The organism is Kitasatospora griseola, from assembly GCF_014648555.1.
Taxonomy (GTDB): Bacteria; Actinomycetota; Actinomycetes; order Streptomycetales; family Streptomycetaceae; genus Kitasatospora; species Kitasatospora griseola.
Genome location: NZ_BMRI01000019.1, coordinates 1 through 15808, shown reverse-complemented (window position 1 = coordinate 15808; position 15808 = coordinate 1). Strand labels below are relative to the sequence as shown.

The window sequence follows — 15808 nt, the reverse complement described above, 5'->3', positions numbered from 1 at the left end:
CCGGAGGGCGTGGGCACCAGCCGGTGTCCCTTCCAGATCTCACCGAAGCCGTAGTAGTGGGCCAGCTTTCCGCCGGCGGTGGGGTCGTCGGGCAGGTGGCTGGTGCCCTCTCCCTGCTCCTTGATCACATCGATCGCCTTTGTGATCTGGTCGACCGAGGTGAACTTCTCCAGCGTGTTCCTGTCGATCTGCGCCTCCATCTGAGGGCCCGACCCGATGGGCGGTCTGACGTTGTCGAAGGCGTCCCGCAGCGCGTCGTAGAACTCGCCGATCGTGACCCACTCCTTTCGCATGCGTGCGAGCGGGTTCTCGGGCATCTCGATCTCCATGAAGACCTCCCGGACGTACGTCTGGGTCAGCCCCTGGAGGTACACATCGACCGTCGGCCGCACATTGCCCGGCAGCTTGCCCGGATACGTCGGGGCCGCGGCGAGGATGTGCGGTGTCCCGCCGATCGCCGACAGCATGTTGCACACCATCCCCATGTGGTACATCTCGTCGTGGACGACACTCTTGATCACCGCCTCGGCATCGGAGCCCGCGGTCTTGATGGACCACATGCCACACAGGTAGGGCGGCAGGGTCGACAACTCCAGAGCGATGGCGGACTGCAGACTGTCCTTGATCCACTGCAGGTCGTGATCGACCGCTGGGATCTTCATGAGTTCGGCGATCGGCGCCGGCTTGGTGGCGGAAGTGGTCACGGTGGTTCCCGTTCGGTCGATGGGAGCGGCGGGCAGGCACGGCCGACGCGACCGGGTTCGAGAAGGAGTTCCGGCCGATCACGACTGGTCAGTGCGAATCCCCGCGCCGCTGAGTGCGCATTCGATCGTTCCCGGGGTGGATCGCGACAAAAGCGGACGGATAAGTGAAGACACCTTCGGCGTACTCGCCGTCCGGGGCCGCGCGCGGACCCGCGGCGGCGTAGCGCGCCCGGAGCGGAGTTGCGGATGTCGGCGGCCTCGGCCTGTGATCGACGTCGGGTCGACCTGGACCCCTGCCGCGCCGGATGGACGCCCACAGACGGGCAGACGGAACAGCGGGGCCTCAGGTGTCGAGGTCGCGGGTGATCTTCGAGCGGGCGGGGGCCCGGATGCCGTCCGGCAGGAAGCCCTCCTCGCCGACGCGGTCCAGCTGCGTCGCGAGGTAGTGCGCCGAAGCGTCGCAGTCGTCGTCCGCCTCGTCGGTGCCCCCGGTAGCTGCACCGTCGTCGCCGACCACCCGGCCCTGCGCGGACGCTGACTCCGCGCCTTCGGCGGCCTGTGGAGGGATGTCAACGTCCGTTCACCGGAGGCGAGTTGTCTGCCGTTCGGGGGTGCGGCACCCGGTGGTCTGGCAGGGTGGTGCACGGCAGGTCCGAACCGGTGCGGTCAGGAGGGTGTTTCGTGGCGGCGAGGGAGCAAGAACCCGCTCAGTACGACGGCATCGGTGAGCGGTACGCCGACTTCAAGCGCGACCACGGCAATGCGCCCGAGGAACCCGCGGTGCGTGCCCTGCTCGGGGATCTCGCGGGAGCCCGGGTCCTCGACGTGGCCTGCGGGTTCGGGCGCTACACCCGGCTGGCCAAGGAACTCGGCGCCGCGCACGCCGAGGGGGTGGATGTCTCCGCGGAGATGGTGGCGCTGGCCAGGCGGGAGGAGGCGCGGAGTCCGGTCGGGGCCGTGTACCACCGGTGCGACGCGGCGGTGCTGCCGGTGCTGGGCGTCTTCGACGTGGCGGTGGCCGTCTGGCTGTTCAACTACGCCGAGGATCCCGGGCGGATGGCTGACATGTTCCGGGGCATCCGTGCCAACCTCGCCCCTGGCGGCCGGCTGGTCGCGGTGACGGTCCACCCGGGTTACGACCCGGCCGACCCGGACCGGCAACCCGCCGGGGCGTCCGTCACGGCGGCCCGGCCGGTGCCGAGGGGCACCGCTCTGGTCCTGGAGTTCCCGGTCGAGCCGCCGGTCGTGCTGGCGTTCACCCGCTGGGACGAGGACGTCTACGAGCAGTCCGCCCGCGGGGCCGGTTTCACCGACCTGACCTGGCACCCCGTCCGGAACCCGGCGTCGGAGCTGCCGGGACACGAGGACCCGTTCATCGTCGCCCTCGTCTGCGCCTGACCGGACTTCCGGGCACCGCACCGCCGGGCGACGGTGCGGTGCCAGAGGCTCTGTCGCCGGAGCAACCGGAATCAGTGGAAGTGGGCGCGGTGTTCGGTCAGGAAGGCGTCGAGGGTGCGGGGCCGGCGGCCGAGGACGTCGGTGACGGTGGTGGTGGGGGACTCGGGGCGGGCGATGGCGAGTTGCTGGATCTCCACGACGTGGTCGGCGAGCCAGGCGGGCATGGCGGCCCGGTGGACGAGATTGTCGCGCAGCTCGTCCGGAGCGAGGTCGACGTACCGGATCCGGCGGCCGGTCAGTTCGGTCAGCCGGGCGGCGAGGTCGGGGTGGGAGACGGCTTCCGGTCCGGTCAGGGTGTAGGTGCCGCCCGCGAGGTGGCGGCGGGTGAGCACGGCGGCCGCGACGTCGCCGATGTCGCGGCAGTCGATGTAGTTGCAGGGCGCGTCCCGCATGGCGCCGAGGACGAGGCCCTGGGCCACGGTGGGCGCGAGGCGCAGCAGGTTCTGCATGAAGGCGTAGGGGCGCAGGACGGTGCCGGTGGGTCCGGCGGCGCGCAGGTGTTCCTCGACGGCGTGGTGTCCGCGGGATATCGCGACGGGCGACGCGGGCTCGGCGGCGGGGGCGGAGAGCTTGACGATGTGTCCGATCCCGCTGTGGGCGGCGATGTCGATGACGCGGGTTTCGAGCTCGACCTGTGCGGGGCTGTTGGCCATGGCGAGGAAGAGCTGGGAGGCGCCCGCGAAGGCGGCGCGCAGCGAGTCGGGGTCGTCGGCGTCGGCGTACCGGACCTCGACGTGCCGGTCGTGCGGGCCGGCGGTGCCGGGGAGCGGCCGGTCCGGGGTTCGGGTGAGGGCGCGGACGGGGACGTCGAGTGCGCGCAGGCTGTGGAGCAGGGCGGTTCCGGTGGTTCCGGTCGCTCCCATGACGACGATCATCGGGTGTCTCCTCGGTGCTCGGTGGTGTCCGCGACAGCCGGTGCCGCAGAGGTGGGTTCGGGCGCCGGCGCCCGGGTGTCGGGGCCGGTCACGGCCGGGCCTGCGTGACGGTGGCGCGCCAGCGCAGGGTGACGATGGTGGTGGCGAGGACGGCGGAGACGGGCAGGTCGATGCGCAGTCGCCGCAGCCAGGGGGCGGCGTGGATCGAGGCGTGGGCCGGCAGCCATTCGGCGACGAACCATCCCAGCGCTGCCGCCAGGCCGGCGGTCGCGACGACGAGCAGCGCGGTCAGGACGATGCGCGGCAGGGTCGTGGTCCAGCGTCGCGGCTGCCCGCCGTGCCGCAGCCAGGCGCCGACCAGGAACGCCACCACCGCGGAGGTGCCGGCGATGGAGCTGCAGGCCGCCACTGTCAGGTCCGCCTGGCCGGTGACGACTCCTGCGGTACCCGCCATCAGGGCGGGGGCGGCGTAGGCGGTCAACACCTCGCGCCACAGCGTGAACGGCCGGGCGGCTGCCCGGCGCGGGCCGGTTCTGTCGTTCGTTGCGGGCATCCTGGCCTCTTCATCTCGTGGGAGTTCCGAACGGCGAAAGGGTGTGGCCGGGTCGTGACGGGCCTTTCCCGGCCAGGTAATTAGTTGGCTAATTACTGCCCCGCGAAAAGGGCTCCCGTCCACGGGGCGGGAGCCCGGGCCCGGCCGTCGGCCGGGTCAGTCGGCGGTCAGGGCCGAACTGCCGCGCACGACGCGGGCGAGCAGGTCGAGGAACACCGTGCGCTCCTCGACGGAGAGTCCCGTGACCATCGCCTCCAGTCGCCCGAAATGCTCGGGCGCCATGTCGCGCAGGCGCTGCGCACCGCGCGCGGTCAGGACCGCGACCGTGCCGCGCCCGTCCTCGGTGGACGGGCGCCTGGCGATCAGGCCCTCGCGTTCCAGGCCGTCCAGCAGGCCGGTGACCGTGGCCCTGGAGACGTCGAGGTCGGCCGCCAGTTGCGAGGGGGACTTCTCCCCGCCGTGGCCTTCGAGGTCCGCGAGCAGTCGGTAGCGGCCCGTCGACAGTCCGAACCTGGCGAAGTGGGCCTCGGCCGCCCGGCCGACCTTCGCGCCCGCGGAGATCAGCCGCACCGCGACCAGTACCGCCTGCGGATCCGTCTCCAGGCCGTAGTGCCGCAGCTGCCATCCGGCCTGCTCCAGTGTGGGCTGCTCGCGGTCGGCCTCGTCCTTCGTCATGAAAGTAATATGGCAGCTAATGACTTGGGGCGTCAAGGCGCCGCGAGCCTCGGGCGGATCGGGGCCCGGCCCGGGCTCCGGGCATCGGCCCGACGGAGTTCGCCCGTGCGCTCCACCGGACCGCCCGTCAGGAGTTCGGTGCAGCTGCCCGGGACGGCCCGCAGTCCGACCCGGGCCGGTTCGCGACCTCGATCCGACCGGCCGCGTGCTGTCGCCAACTCGCCCTCGCCCCTACCATGTTGACCGTCGAAGGAGGTGTCGGCGTGGTGCGCGGGGGTGCAGGTCCCGGCCGGCGGCTGGAGAGCGCGATCGCCTGGGGGCTCAGGAACTCGGACGGCGTGGTGGCCCTGCTCGGGGCGCTGGCCGTCGGTCTGCTCGACCTGTTCGGCGGGGATCTGGGCGACAACGTCGTCTCCGGCGCCACGCTGCTGGTGCTGGCGGCCGTGGTGTACGGCTCGCTGGCCGAGCGCCGACGGCGGGTGGTGGACATCCGGGAGGCGACGGAGGGCGCCCGGCAGGCGCTGGAGAACCTGGCGTCGGTGCGGGAACTGGCCGGCGTCGACCTGGAGCGGGCGCTGGAACGGGCCCGGCAGGACACCGACCGGTGGGTGTTCAAGGGCGGCACCGGCACGTACCTGCGGGCGGTCACGCTGCCCGAGTGCGTCCAGGAGGCCCGCCGTCGCCGCCGCGCGCTCACCGTGAAGATCGACATCGTGCACCCGGGCAACGAGGCGGTCTGCGCCGCGTACGCGCGGTTCCGGGGCACCTTCACGAACCGGGCGGACGGCGCGCTCGGGCGGAACGACACGGGCTGGAGCGTGGAGCGCACCCGGAAGGAGTCGTACGCGACGGTGCTGGCCGCCGCCTGGTACCGGCAGCGCCTGGACACCCTGGAGATCGACGTCCACCTCTCGGAGGTGGCGCCGTCGCTGCGGTTCGACGTCTCCGCCTCCTGGCTGATCATCACCCAGGACGACCCGCAGCGGGTCAGCATCTGTGTCGAACGCGGCCGCCCGCTGTACGACTACTACGTCACCGAACTGCACCACTACCGGGAGCAGGCGGTGAAACTCGACCTCCGGGACACCGAACCGCTGGGCGACGACCCGACGGCGGACGAGGTCCGGCGGCTGTTCGAGCACCTGCGCATCCCGCTGCCGACCGCCTTCTCGGACCGGGACGTCAGCGACATCATCGACCGGGCGCTGCACGCGGAGAACCCGTACCGACGGTAGCCGCGCACGCCGCGCCCGCTGGGGGAGGGGCAGAGGAGATGACGAACCTCTACACGGCACTCGAACGGGCCGCCGGGGCCACCGCCGCCGCGCCCGGCCTGGACGGTCTGGTCGGCGGCCTGCTGGCCGAGGTGGCCTCCGGCGCGCGGCCGCTGCGCGCGGTCGTGCACCCGCTGGGCTTCTACTGCCTGCCGGTGCTGCGCGACGGCGCGTACGGCGTGTGCGTGCATGTCTTCGACCCGGTCCCGGTCGGGACCGAGTACGAAATCCACTGCCACAGCTGGGAGTTGAAGAGCAGCGTGCTCTACGGCCGGATCGGCAACCTGCGGGTGGGGGTGTACGACGAGCCCGCCCGGCCGACCCACCGGGCGTTCGAGGTGCACAGCGCCGGAGGTACGGACGAGATCCGCCCGAGCCCGCGGCTGGTCCGCTGGGAGCCGCTGGCCGAGCAGACCAGCGCACGCGGCGAGACGTACACCCTGGGCGCCGGCGAGTTCCACGCCACGATGCTGCCGGACGCCGCGCCCGCCGCCACCGTCGTCCTCGGCCGGACGGTGCCGGGTCCGGTGGACGTGGTGCTGGGGCCGGTGGACGGCGCCGCCCGCCGGGTGGTGCGACAGCGCTGCGACGCGGCCCGGACGGCCCGGATCGCCGACGAGGCGGCCAGGAGGATCAGTGGACGCGACAGCGCCGGGTGAGGGAGCCCGGCCGGCCGCCTTCGCGGACGAGTGCCGGACCGCGGTGCGGGCCGCCGAGGAGGCGGGCGCCCTGCTGCGGGCCCGCTTCCTGGACGCGTTCCGGGTGGACAGCAAAGGGCAGGACGGTGACGTCGTCACCGAACTCGATCTGCTGGCCGAGGAGTTGGTCACCCGCCGACTGGCCGAGCGGTTCCCGGCGGACCGCATCCTGGCCGAGGAGGGCGGTACCGCAGCCGACCGGCCGGGCTCCCGCCGCACCTGGCTGGTCGACCCGCTGGACGGCAGCAACAACGTGGTGATCGGCCTGCCCGCCTACGTGGTCGGCATCGCGCTCTGCCTGGACGACGAGCCGGTCGTCGGCGTGGTCCACGACCCGGTCGCCGGCCGGACCTGGCGGGCCGTGCACGGCGGCGGGGCGTACGGTCCGTCCGGGCGACTGCGCGCCGCGGCCCGCCCGCCGCGGGCCGGCCGCCCGGTGCTCGGCTGGACGCAGGGGCACGGGGTGGCGCGCGACGATCCGGTGGCCCGGGCGCTCAAGGACGGCCTGGAGGGCGGCGCCCGCCGGGTGCTCCAGCTCTGGGCGCCGCTGCTCACCTGGTCGCTGCTGGCGTGCGGGCTGATCGACGGCTTCGTCGGCTACCGGGCCGAGGAGATCGACCTGCCCGCCGGGAGCCTGCTGGCGACCGAGGCGGGACTGGTGGTCCGGGCGCTCGACGGCAGCGGGTTCGACGCGCGGATCGGGCAGCCGGACACGGCCCGCAGCTACGTCGCGGGCCGGGCGGAGATCGTGCCGTACCTGCTCGACCTGGTGGCCCGCGCCGCCCGCCCGGCCGGACCCGAAGGGGCCGCCGCAGGGCCGTGACCCGTCGGACCCCCACCTCGAAGCCGGCCCCAGCAGGAGCGACGGCTCAGGCGGAGCCCACCACCGCGAGCGCCGCGGTGGCCAGCGCCACGCCACCGACGGCGAGCACGGCCCCGGTCCCGGCCACGCTCCGCAGCGGCACCCGCAGGCCCGCCGAGCGGCAGCGCTCGTACCAGAGCAGGGTGGCCAGCGAGGCCCAGGGGGCGATCAGCGGGCCGATGTTGGTGCCGATCAGCAGGGCCAGCAGCTGCTGGTGGTTGCCGGCCGGCACCGCGGCCTCCCCGGCCAGGTAGACCGGCAGGTTGTTGAGCAGGTTGGACAGCCCCGCGCCGACCGCCGAGGCCCGGAACAGGCCCAGCGGCCCGGCGTCGTCGCCGACCGCCGCAGCGAGCAGCCGGTGCAGTCCGTGCGCGTCCACGGTCTGCACCACCAGGAACATCCCGGGCACCAGGACCAGCAGCCGCCACGGAATCAACGAGGCGCGCAGCCCCTCCGGACGGCGCACGGCGTACGCCGCGACGACCACTGCGGCCGCCGCGCCCGAGGCCACCCAGAGCGGTACGGGGGCCAGCAGACTGCCCGCCAGGAACCCGGCGCAGGCCAGCGCGCAGATCCGGAACAGCACCGGATCCTTCGGCCGCCGGACCTCCGGCGGCCGGTACCCGTCCGCGCCCCGCCGCCCGCGCCGCCAGTAGAACCCCCACAGGCACGCCATGGTGGCGAGCAGGGCGGCCAGCTGCGGCGCCCACATCGCCCGCGCCAGCCCGGCGCTGGAGAGCGCGACCCGGTCGGCGGCCAGCAGGTTGGTCAGGTTGGAGACCGGAAGCAGCAGGCTCGCCGTGTTGGCCAGCCAGACCGTGGTCATCGCCAGCGGGAGCGGCGCGATGCCCACCCGGGTGGCGAGCGCCAGCATCACGGGGGTGAGCAGCACCGCGGTGGTGTCCAGGTTGAGGACGGCCGTGGTGAGCGCGGCGAAACCCACGCACAGCAGGAACAGCACCGGGTAGCTGCCCCGGCCGGCCCGCGCCACCCGGGTCGCGAGCACGTCGAACACCTCGGCGGCGCCGGTCAGTTCCGCCAGCACGACCACCGAGCCCAGGAAGGCGAGCAGCGGCGCGATCCGCTGCACGGCCGCCCCGGCGGAGTCCGCCGGGAGCAGCCCGGTGGCGAGGAAGAGGAGGCCGAGGGCGAGCAGACCGCCGGCCAGGAGGTCGAGCGGGTGCAGCCGACGAACGGTGAGCCAGTACGCAAACACGGACGCCAGGGTCGCACAGCCGCCGTCGAGGGTCGAGGCCGCCGTCGGCCCGCCCCGGCGGCCGTCGACCGGACGCCGGTCAACGGAGAGCACCCAGGAATCGCCCAAAAGCGTTGCAAGGAAAGACGGTTACTCCCGCCCGGGGCGGTCATATGTTCTCCGTATGGGGGCTCTTGACGCGATCCCGGGTGGCCCCGGGCCGATCGACTTCTTCATCAGCTACTCGCCGGCCGACGAACGCTGGGCGTCCTGGATCGCGTGGACGCTGGAGGAGGCCGGCTACCGGGCGTTCCTCCAGGCGTGGGACTTCGTCCCCGGCACCAACTTCGTCGACTTCATGGACCGCGGCATCACCGAGTCCGCGGCGGTCATCGCCCTGCTCTCGCGCCACTACGAGCGCTCGCGCTACGGCCGGATGGAGTGGCAGGCCGCCCTGCGCGCGGACCCGGACGCACCGGAACGCCGCCTGGTCACCGTCCGGATCGAGGACATCCCGGTGGACGGCCTGCTCGCCACCCTCACCTACATCGACCTGGTCGGCGTCAACGAACCGGCCGACGCCCGGCAGCTCCTGCTCACCCGGGTCGCGGCGGCCATGGACGGCCGCTCCCGGCCCGAGCTGCGCCCCGGCTACCCGGGCGGCGCGCTCGGCCCCGCCGACGCCCCGGGCACCCTCTCGCCGGCCGCCCGGACGCCGGCCGCCGCACCCGGGGCGGCCGGCGCCGCCGGCCGGACGGCCCGGCGCAGGCCGTCCGTCCAGCCCGAGTACCCGCTGGCGGCCGGCCGGGCCGGCGGGCGAGAGGCGGTGACGGTGCTGCACCTGGCCGGCCCCGGGTTCGGCCGGGGCAACGACCCCGCCGACCTCCAGGCCGCGGTCTGGGGCGACCTGGTGGAGCTCGCCGACTTCGGCGCCCCCGCGCCCGAACTGGTCGTGGTCACCGGCGACCTCACCGCCTCGGGCAGCCCCCGCGAGTGCGAGCAGGCGCTCTCCTTCCTCAGCGGGATGCGCACCCTGCTGGGCCTGGAGCCGCACCGGGTGGCGATCGTCCCCGGCGGACAGGACGTCAGCCAGGCCGCCTCGCGCGCCTACTTCGCCACCTGCGAGGCCGACGAACTGCGGCCGGCCCCGCCGTACTGGCCCAAGTGGCGGCACTACTCACGGCTGTTCCAGGAGTTCTACCAGGGCCTGGACGTGGTCTTCGACAGCGCCCAGCCGTGGACCCTCTTCCCCGTCCCCGAGCTGGGCGTCGTGGTCGCCGGCCTGAACTCCTCGATGGCCTGGTCCCACCGGCCCGACGACCGGTACGGCTGGCTGGGCCCCGAACAGGCGGCCTGGTTCGCCCAGGCGCTGCGCCCGTACGAGAACGACGGCTGGCTGCGGATCGGCGCGATGCGCCACCCGGTGGCCGCCGCCCACCCGGCGCGCGGCGGACCGGCCGACGAACCGCTCCGCGACGCGGACCGGTTCACCCGGCTGACCGCGCCCCGGCTCAACCTGCTGCTGAACGGCCCGGGCGCCGCGCGCGGCGGCGTCGGGACGCTGGCGACCTCGGCCGGCGAGGTGACCACGCTCGCCGCCCCGGCCGCCGGCGGCCACCAGCTGCTCCGGCTCACCCGCGAGGGGCTGACCCGCTGGTCCGACCCGGGCGCCGAGCCCCTGCGGGCGGCCGCCCCCTGGCGCCGGGCCGGGCGGGTGTTCCCGGCGCCCGAACCGGCCGACCGGGCCGCGACCGTCGAACCGCCGCAGGTGGCCGAGGCCCGCCCGGCCGCCGGCGTGGAGCGCGAGGTCCGCAGGCTGGCCTCGCCGCTGGACACCCTGCTGGCCCGGGTCGCCGAGGTGTGCCGCACCCGCCACCGGGGCGCCCAGATCCGCGAGGTGGCGGGCCCCCCGCCGCAGCTCTTCGTGACCTGGGCCGAGTCCGGCCTGGTCCGCCAGCAGCGGGTGGCCGTCAGCGTGCGGACCCCGACACCGGAGGACGTCGACCGCTTCATCGACGAGGTGCACGCCGACGGCGCCGCCCCGGACGCCGAACTCGTCCACGACGGCCCGCCGCCGTCCCTGGCCCTGCGCGAGCGGGCCCGCCGCCGCGGGGTGCGGCTGCGCAGCTTCCTGGAGTTCCAGGGCCTGCTGGACCTGCGCGACTACGTCTCGGCCCAGAGCGAGCGGCTCGCCGCCGACAGCCAGTACCAGCCCGGCCTCTACCTGCCGCAGCGCTACCGCGACGCCGAACGGCCCGGCGCCGAGGAACGCGACGGCCTGGTCGACGAGCTGCTCCGGCTGCTCGACTCCGACCACGGCCGGTTCGTCCTGCTGCTCGGCGACTTCGGCCGCGGCAAGACCTTCGCCCTGCGCGAGGCGGCCCGCCGCATTCCCAGCGAACTCCCGTACCTGACACCGCTGTTCATCGACCTGAGCGCACTCGACAAGGCGCACTCGCTGGACGGCCTGGTGGCCGCCCACCTGACGGAGCACGGCATCGACTCCCTCGACCTGCGGACGTTCCGCTACATGCTCCGGCAGGGCCGCGTCGTGCTGCTCTTCGACGGCTTCGACGAACTGGTCAACCGGGTCAGCTACGAGCGCGCCGCCGACCACCTCCAGGTGCTTCTGGACGCCGCCGTCGACAACGCCAAGATCGTCGTCACCAGCCGGACCCAGCACTTCCGCTCGCACGAACAGGTGCTCACCGCGCTCGGCGAACGGGTCGGCCTGCTTCCGCAGCGCAGGCTCGTCGCCGTCCAGGACTTCACCCCGCACCAGATCCGCAGCTACCTCGTCAACCGGTACGGCGACCCGGATGCCGCCGCCCGCCGGATGCGGCTGCTGGAGGCCATCCCCGACCTGCTCGCGCTCTGCCGCAACCCCCGGCTGCTCAGCTTCGTCGCGGACCTCGACCACGACCGGCTGCGCACCGTCGCGGGCGCCGGCCGGGCGCTCAGCGCCGCCGGCCTCTACCAGGAACTCTTCACCTCCTGGCTGCGGTTCGAGGAACGGCGCGGCGACGGCGGGCCGGGCGCCGCCCCCGGCCTGCGCCTGGAACAGCTCTGGCAGGCCGTCACCCTGCTCGCGGTGCGGCTGTGGGAGAGCGGCCGCAGCTCCATCTCGCTGGACGAGATCGTCGACATCGCCGGGGTGCTCAGCGGCCTGGCCGACAGCCCGATGCCCACCCCGCAGGTCGCGCACGCCGTCGGCTCCGGCAGCCTGCTGGTCCGCTCCGACGAGGGCATGTTCCACTTCATCCACGGCTCGGTGGTGGAGTGGCTGGTGGCCCGGGCCGCCGCGGCCGCCCTGGCGAGCGGCGACCCGGAACTGCTCGCCCGCGGCCCGCTCAGCCGGCTCGCCGTCGAGTTCCTCTGCGACCTCGCCGACCGCCAGGCCTGCCAGAACTGGGCCCGCTCCGTCCTGGACGGCGCCCAGGACAGCGGCGAGGCGGCCCGGCTCAACGCCATCAAGGTGCTGGACCGCCTGCGGGTCCCCGCGCACACCGTCCTGCGCGGCGCGCCCCTGGCCGGTGAGGACCTCTCGCACCGCGACCTGTCCGGCGTCGACCTGTCCGGCGCGGACCTGACGGACGCCCGCCTGCTCGGCGCCGACCTGTCCGGCGCCGATCTGCGCGGCGCGACCCTGGCCGGAGCCCGGCTCGACTCCGCCGACCTCTCCGGCGCCGACCTGCGCTCGGCCGACCTGCGCGGCGCCCGGCTGCTCGGCACCGATCTGCGCGGCGCCCGACTGCAGGGCAGCCGCTGGCAGCGAGCCGCCCTGATCTCGGCCGTCACCGATCCGGAGGTGATGGCCGCGCCGGAGCTGCGGGCCGCCGCGATCGCCCCGGGACTGCCCGTCGAGGCCGGGTTCAGCCCCTCGGAGGTGGGCGTCCCGTACGGCTTCGACGTGCGCTCCACTCGGCTGCCCGAACCCGTCGCCTTCAGCCCCGACGGCCGACTGCTCGCGGTCGGCAGCGAGGACGGCAGCGTGCTGGTCTGCGACGCCGTCACCGGAGTCGCCCTGCGCACCCTCAAGGACCACAGCGGGCGGGTCTACGCGGTCAAGTTCGCCGGCGACGTGCTGGCCACCGGCAGCGCCGACGGCACCGTCCGGCTCTGGGACCAGGTCTCCGGGGAGTGCCGGCACCGCCTCGACGTCCACCCCGGCGGCGTCTGGCCGGTCTCGCTCGGACCGGACGGCCGACTGGTCGCCACCGGCGACCCGGACGGCGTCGTCACCCTCTGGGACACCGCCACCGGCCGCCCGCTGCACCGCCTGCGCGGCCACGCCGCGCCCGTCTACACGGCGGTGTTCAGCCCCGACGGCACCCTGCTGGTCACCGGGGACTCCGGCGGCGGAGCCCGGCTGTGGTCCACCGCCACCGGCCGCCGGCGCGCCGTGCTCCCCGGCCACCGGGGCACCCTCTACCGATCCGCGTTCAGCCCGGACGGCACCCTGGTCGCCACCGCCGACGGCGGCCAGGACGACGGCGTCGGCGGCAGCGTACGGATCTGGGACGCCGCCGGACGGCGGCTGCTGCACACCCTGTCCGGCCATGCCGGACGGATCTACACCCTCGCGTTCCACCCCGACGGCGACCTGCTGGCCAGCGGCGACACCGAAGGCCAGGTCCGGCTCTGGAACCCGCTCGACGGCACGCCCGCCGAACGGCTGGAGGACTCGGCCGGCAAGATCTACCAGGTCACCTTCGACGAGGCCGGCACCCGGCTGGCCGCCAGCGACAGCGACGGCGGGGTGCGGATCTGGCAGGTCTCCCGGGCCCTTGGGGCCGACGGCGCCGGACGGCCGGGCCGCGCCCAGGCGACCCGGAGCGGCGGCTACAAGGTGGCGCCGCTGCGCCGCCAGCCGCCCGAGCACCGGGGCTCGGTCTGGGCGTGCCGGTTCCGTCCCGGCGCGGGCCGGGGGAGCGCGGAGACCGACGCCCTGCTGGTCACCGGCGGCAACGACGGGCTGGTCCGGCTCTGGGACCCGGCCTCCGGCCGCAGCCGCCAGCTCCTGCGCGGCCACGGCCGCCGGATCGGCTCGCTCAGCTTCAGCGGTGACGGCGCCCTGCTCGCCGCCGGGGGCAACGACGGCGTGGTCCGGCTCTGGGAGCCCGCCACCGGCCGCCGGCTGCGCGAGCTCTCCGGCCGCAGCAGCCGACTGGTCTCCGCCGAGTTCAGCCCGGAGGAGACGGTCCTCGCCACCGCCACCAACGACGGCGACCTCTGCCTCTGGAACGCCCGGAGCGGCGAGTACCTGCGCGAGATGGACATGGAGACCGAACACGTCTGGGCCGAGGCGTTCAGCCCCGACGGCGTCCTGGTCGCCACCGCCAACGACGACGACACCGTCCGGGTCTGGTACCGCCGCACCGGGGCCCACCTCACCACCCTGCGTGAGCACCGGGGCCGGGTCCGCTCCATCGCATTCAGCCCGGACGGCCGACGCCTGTTCACCGGCTGCGACGACCACAAGGTCAGGATCGCCGACCTCGGCACCGGCCGGGTCGAGGCCGAACTCGACGGCCACACCGACCGCGTGTACGCCGTCTCACTGGCGCCCGACGGCTCCTGGCTGGCCAGCGCCTCCTGGGACGGGACCGCCCTGATCTGGGGCGACGGGGTGGTCCGGCACCGACTGACCGGCCACATCGGGCGGCTCTGGACCGCGGCCGCCCACCCCTCCCGGCCGCTGCTCGCCACCGCGGGCGACGACCGGGTGGTCCGGCTCTGGGACCCGCGCACCGGCGAGCAGCTGGCCGGCCTGCGCGGCCACACCGGCCGGATCCTCGCGGTCACCTTCAGCCCGGACGGCTCGCTGCTCGCCAGCGGCGGCGAGGACGGCACCGTACGGCTCTGGCGGATCCGCCCCGACGGCCGGCCCGCCGCCCTGGCGACGCTGCTCGGCTCGCCGGACGGCTGGGCGGCGCTGCTGCCGTCCGGCGCGTACAAGTACGAAGGCGATGTGGCCGGGGAGTTCTGGCACGCCGTCGGCATGTGCCGGTTCGAGCCCGGCGAGCTGGACCCCCACCTCCCGGGCGTCCACCGGCTCCCCCCGGAGGCGGAGCTGTGAACGGGCGCCGCGCCGGTCTTCCGCCGGCCCGGTGACTTCCACCGGCTGCACCGCCGTCGCCGACCGCTCGGCCCTACACTCCGGTTGACGCCGCATCAGCCCGCGGGGGCGGTGCGGCGGGCGGTGCGGGGCTCGGCCCTCGTCGGCGTCCTGGTCCACCCGGTCCAGGACGACCGGCGTCCGCCGGCCGGCCGGCGGCGAACGGACGAGCGCCGTCCGGTCCTCGGTGGCGGGCGGTATGCCGTCGGCCGGTCCGCCGAGGGAGAGCAGGAAGCCGCCGAGGACGGTGTGCGGTGCGGCGGGCTCCGGCCGGCTGCCGCCCGGGTCGGTGCAGGGGGCGCCGTCGGGGTGCGCGGCGAGGGCGGCGAGGTCGGCGGTCTCGGTGGGCCGGCCGGTGAAGTCGGGCAGGTCGGAAGGTAGTTGGAACGGGGTGACGGGCGCGGTGCTGGTCCGGGCGGGGGCCGTCGGGGCGAGGTCGGTGCGCAGGACGGCGCCGTGTACGGCGCGCAGTTCGCCGCCCGGGTCGAACGCCGAGCTCGTCCGCGAGGACCCGGCGGGCTCTCTCGTACACGGCGAGTGCCTCCGACCGGCGGCCGCAGCGGTACAGGGTGGTCATCAACTGGGCCCAGAGCCGCTCCCGTTCGGGGTGTGCGGCGGTCAGCGACCGGAGCCCGTCGAGGAGTTCGGGGTGCCGGCCGAGCGCCAGCACGGCCTCGGCACGGCCTTCGAGGATGTCCAGGCGGGCCTCGGCGAGCCAGTCGGCCTCGGTGCGGCGCAGCGTCTCGGAGGGGAGGTCGACCAGGGTCGGTCCGCGCCAGAGCGCGAGTGCCTGCTCGAAGTGGGCGGCGGCCCGTTCGGGTTCGTCGTCGCGCAGCAGGGCGTGGCCGACGTCGCGCAGCCGGATGAACCGGTCGGCGTCCAACTCGTCGGCGTGGACGGCGAGGAGGTAGCCGCCCGCTTCCGTGGCGAGCCGCTCACCGGCCGCGCCGAGTGCTCTGCGCAGCCGCATCACGTAGTTGCGGAGGGTGGTGGCGGCGGTGCGCGGCGGCCGCCCGTCCCAGACGGTGTCGACGAGCACCTCGGTCGGCACCACCTGCCCCCGTCGGACGAGCAGCGCCGCGAGCAGCGCCCGCTGCTTGGCCGCCGGCACCGGCCGAGCCCCCGTGCCGTCCCGCACGAGCAGCGGTCCGAGAATTCCGAACTCCATGCCCCACCACCCTTCGCACCGCGGCCTGTTGCGCCGGCCGCGGCGGAGCGCGTCCCTTGGCAGCCGCCCGGCCGTGACTCCGTTCTACGGCCGGGCGGACTTGACCGGTGGATCGCGCAGTGACGGTCAATCAATTCCGTTCAATGAACGGCTCAGAAAGTGTTGGGTAATCGGGTGATCACTCGCTCTTGAGGTCGTCGGCGAGGCGGCGGGCTGCTTCGGTCTCGA

12 protein-coding genes are annotated in these 15808 nt (G+C 74.6%); 5 read left to right on the top strand and 7 right to left on the bottom strand.

Translation table 11 applies throughout. The features are described 5' to 3' along the window. Both IEZ12_RS22900 and IEZ12_RS22895 read right to left on the bottom strand, forming a co-directional pair. On the bottom strand, positions 1-704 hold a 704-nt coding region (locus tag IEZ12_RS22900), incomplete at its 3' end, for a ferritin-like domain-containing protein (RefSeq protein ID WP_189274196.1). Positions 705-1047: 343 nt separating this feature from the next. Further along, positions 1048-1221, bottom strand: a complete 174-nt coding sequence (locus IEZ12_RS22895) for a hypothetical protein (RefSeq protein WP_189274194.1) — start codon at positions 1219-1221, stop codon at positions 1048-1050. Between the two features lie 164 nt (positions 1222-1385). On the opposite strand from IEZ12_RS22895, the gene IEZ12_RS22890 reads away from it, so the two are divergent. Continuing rightward, the gene (locus IEZ12_RS22890; protein WP_189274192.1) at positions 1386-2102 is read left to right on the top strand and encodes a class I SAM-dependent methyltransferase; all 717 of its coding nucleotides are present in this window, start codon (positions 1386-1388) and stop codon (positions 2100-2102) included. 71 nt (positions 2103-2173) lie between these two features. On the opposite strand, the gene IEZ12_RS22885 is transcribed toward IEZ12_RS22890, so the two are convergent. From IEZ12_RS22885 to IEZ12_RS22875, 3 genes are all read right to left on the bottom strand, one after another. Further along, positions 2174-3037: an NmrA family NAD(P)-binding protein gene (locus IEZ12_RS22885; protein WP_189274190.1), complete on the bottom strand. Its 864-nt coding sequence runs from the start codon at positions 3035-3037 to the stop codon at positions 2174-2176. Positions 3038-3125: 88 nt separating this feature from the next. Beyond that, positions 3126-3590 carry a hypothetical protein gene (locus IEZ12_RS22880; protein ID WP_189274188.1) on the bottom strand — a complete coding sequence of 155 codons (465 nt, stop codon included), beginning with the start codon at positions 3588-3590 and terminating at the stop codon, positions 3126-3128. Positions 3591-3746: 156 nt separating this feature from the next. Continuing rightward, the gene (locus IEZ12_RS22875; RefSeq protein ID WP_189274186.1) at positions 3747-4265 is read right to left on the bottom strand and encodes a MarR family winged helix-turn-helix transcriptional regulator; all 519 of its coding nucleotides are present in this window, start codon (positions 4263-4265) and stop codon (positions 3747-3749) included. Positions 4266-4528: 263 nt separating this feature from the next. Between IEZ12_RS22875 and IEZ12_RS22870 the strand changes: the two genes are divergently transcribed. Genes IEZ12_RS22870 through IEZ12_RS22860 form a run of 3 tightly spaced genes read left to right on the top strand, consistent with a single transcriptional unit; the run spans position 4529 to position 7060 of the window. Then, entirely contained in the window at positions 4529-5500 is a 972-nt protein-coding gene (locus IEZ12_RS22870; RefSeq protein WP_229847828.1) for a hypothetical protein, read from the top strand. Between the two features lie 38 nt (positions 5501-5538). Beyond that, on the top strand, positions 5539-6198 hold the full coding sequence (locus IEZ12_RS22865) for a hypothetical protein (RefSeq protein ID WP_189274182.1): 660 nt from the start codon (positions 5539-5541) through the stop codon (positions 6196-6198). After that, a complete protein-coding gene (locus IEZ12_RS22860; RefSeq protein WP_229847826.1) occupies positions 6176-7060 on the top strand; it encodes an inositol monophosphatase family protein in 885 nt (294 codons plus the stop codon). The genes IEZ12_RS22865 and IEZ12_RS22860 overlap by 23 nt, the downstream gene beginning before the upstream one ends. 46 nt (positions 7061-7106) lie before the next feature. On the opposite strand, the gene IEZ12_RS22855 is transcribed toward IEZ12_RS22860, so the two are convergent. Next, positions 7107-8315, bottom strand: a complete 1209-nt coding sequence (locus IEZ12_RS22855) for an ArsB/NhaD family transporter (protein WP_189274180.1) — start codon at positions 8313-8315, stop codon at positions 7107-7109. 163 nt (positions 8316-8478) lie between these two features. Between IEZ12_RS22855 and IEZ12_RS22850 the strand changes: the two genes are divergently transcribed. Beyond that, positions 8479-14373, top strand: coding sequence for a WD40 domain-containing protein (locus IEZ12_RS22850; RefSeq protein ID WP_189274178.1), 5895 nt, complete (start codon positions 8479-8481; stop codon positions 14371-14373). A gap of 73 nt (positions 14374-14446) precedes the next feature. Here the strand turns inward: IEZ12_RS22850 and IEZ12_RS22845 are convergent, their stop codons facing one another. Then, positions 14447-15580 (bottom strand): AfsR/SARP family transcriptional regulator, encoded by a 1134-nt coding sequence (locus tag IEZ12_RS22845; RefSeq protein WP_189274176.1) that lies wholly within the window; start codon positions 15578-15580, stop codon positions 14447-14449. Positions 15581-15808: the final 228 nt, after the last annotated feature.